The sequence below is a fragment of the Peptostreptococcus faecalis genome (assembly GCF_900240845.1).
Classification (GTDB): Bacteria; Bacillota; Clostridia; order Peptostreptococcales; family Peptostreptococcaceae; genus Peptostreptococcus; species Peptostreptococcus faecalis.
Window position 1 is genome coordinate 1 of the sequence record NZ_OERU01000025.1, and the last position, 2,782, is coordinate 2,782.

Consider the following 2,782-nt stretch of genomic DNA (forward strand, 5'->3'; position numbering starts at 1 on the left):
ACAGCATACTTGTAGGTGGTGGAGAAAATTCAGTATCTAAATCTGTATATGATGGATTAAAAGTAACTAATAAAGAAAGAATACATGGAGCTGATAGATACTCTACAGCAGTGAAGATATCTCAAAGGCTTGACTAGAAATATGAATAAAATTCAAAAAATAGAAAAGATGTTATATAACATCTTTTCTATTTTTTTTGAAAATTATTAGGAATATTATAAATGAGATTGAATTATAATTCAATCTCATTTATAATATTCCTAATAGGAAAACTTTTTGAGATGTAAACCTTTAAATAAGCTAAAAAATATTTTAAAATGAAATATTCAAGAAAAGCTTTACCTATAATTCAAAAAGGAGGAAAATAAAATGTATACAAAAAGAATATTAAGGAAAGGCTTATCTTTTACATTTGCGATGGCTATGGCGATTTCAATGGTATCTCCAATCAATTACTCATATGCTGTAGAAAATAATATAGAATTGAACGAGAAATTAAGCAAGTCAAATGTTAAAAAAGCTGGAGAAGGTATGTCTGTGGAAGTTACGAATTTAGATTCACTAAAAGCTGCAATCTTAGATTTGTCAGTAACAGAGATAGTATTAGCTAATGATATTTATGTCGATTCTACATTAGACATTAATCGAGCAGTCACTATTAGAGGTAAAAAACAAGATACTAAATTAATGGTTGAAGATTCAGTAAATGCTACAAATATATTAAATCTGAATGCAGATGCAGATGAAGTTGTTTTGGAAAATTTCACAATAGATGGTGGAGATAAACATACCTCCATATACTCATATCACTATAGTAAAAAAATAAATTTAGCTTTAAAAGGTATGATTATAAATAACTCTAAGCATCTAGAAGGTGATAACGGTGGAGCAATAAATATAACTGGTTTTGGTAATATATACATTGAAAATTCTAAATTTGAGGGAAATGATGCATCAGAAGCTTTCGGAGGCGCTATATATCTTAGCGCATTTAATGGAGAAATTGATTTAAAAATAAATGGGTCAGAATTCAGAAATAATAAATCTGAATTAGGAGGTGTTATATCATTTATAGGAAAGGGATCTATATTAGTAGATAATTCAAAAATAATAAATAACTACGCTACTTATTTAGGTGCAGCTATGTATGTTTCGGCTAATCCAGAGGGTACAAAAACTATAATAAAAAATTCTGAAATTAGCGGAAATTATATAAAAGACAATCCTGGATATGGTGCAATTTATGTTCAAGGAGAGAATAAAGACGGAAGTAAAAGTACTCTAGATATTACTAATACAAGATTTATAGAGAATAACTCAAACGTAAGTGGTGGAACGGATCATCCTGGATATGGAGGTGCTGTATTTGTAGGGAGCATAAGAAATATGCCAATAAATGTGACTAACTCCTATTTTGAAAAGAACAAAGCAAGAAATGGAGGAGCCATATTAACGAGTGAGCACTACTCAGGCGATTTAAAAATAAAAAATTCTATATTTAAGGAAAATGAAGCTGTTAATGGTGGAGCTTTATATCCAAATGGTGTAGGAACAGTAGAAATAACGGAATCACAATTTATAGGAAACAAAGCTACTAGTCAAGGTGGAGGGGCGTATTTATATCCAGCTTATGATGACGGAACAAACACTTTAATAAAAGATTCTTTATTTGAAAATAACAATGCAGAGCTCGCTGGAGGAGGTCTTTTTCTAGTAGCTGGAGTAGATATAAATGGAAAAATAGATATAGAGAATAGTACTTTTAAGAATAATTCTTCAAATAATTTTGCAGGTGGAGTTTCAATAGCAGCACTTGAAAAAATGCCAGTAAATATTAATAAATCTACTTTTGATGGAAATACTTCTCTTTGGGGAGGAGGAATAAACTTATATGATTCAGGTAATAATGAAGTAACTATAACAGATTCTATTATAAAAAATAATACTGCAAAGATAATTGGAGGAGGAATAAACTTACTTGCTCTTGAAGATGTAGTTACTAGAGACGATACAGACAATGTAAAATATAAGCAGCTACAAGTTAGTGGAACAGTTTTTGAAAATAATAAGGCTGAAAAAGGATTTTTTATATTAGATGGTGATAAATATCCTAATATATATTCTACTTATGAATCTAATATAAAGAACAATAAGTCACTGTCAAAGCCAGCAGTATTAGGAACAAATATTGCGTATAATAATTATGATATAGGTTTTGTAAGCGATGAAAAAATATTAGCTGTTACTTTTGAGCCTGAAGGCGGAGTCTTTGAGGATAATACAAAAATAGCAAAGGTGATAGGAGTAAAAGAAGGCGAAAAAATAACTTCTGAAAATATAACTAGAGAAGGATATACATTTGAAGGTTGGTATCTTGACAAGGATGGTAAAGAAAAATTTGATTTTAACACATCTATTACTGCAAATACTACACTTTATGCTAAATGGAAAAAAGATTCAAATCCAGGTGGTGGAGGTGGAACAACTCCTCCAACAAAGAGAGCAACTGCTGTACTTGCAAACGGCAAGAAGTATACTGACGTATTGACAGCTACAGTGCTAGCAAACGAAAGAGATTGTCCAATACTTCTAACAGATACAAACGACATCACTACAGAGACTTTTAACGAACTAAAAAGACGTGGAATAGGTGATGTAATTATATCAGGAGGACCAGATTCTGTATCTCAAAAAGTTGTAGATCAGCTAAAAGATTTCAACGTGATAAGATACGCTGGATCAGATAGATATGGAACTGCAAGAGAAATAGGTAAAGAGGTAA

At 30.7% G+C, this 2,782-nt stretch carries 1 protein-coding gene; it reads left to right on the plus strand.

The window, feature by feature from the left end; all coding sequences use genetic code 11:
- Window positions 1–369 precede the first annotated feature (369 nt).
- Window positions 370–2,782 (plus strand): cell wall-binding repeat-containing protein (locus C0982_RS10275; RefSeq protein WP_180946944.1); only part of this gene is annotated, 2,413 nt, incomplete at its 3' end.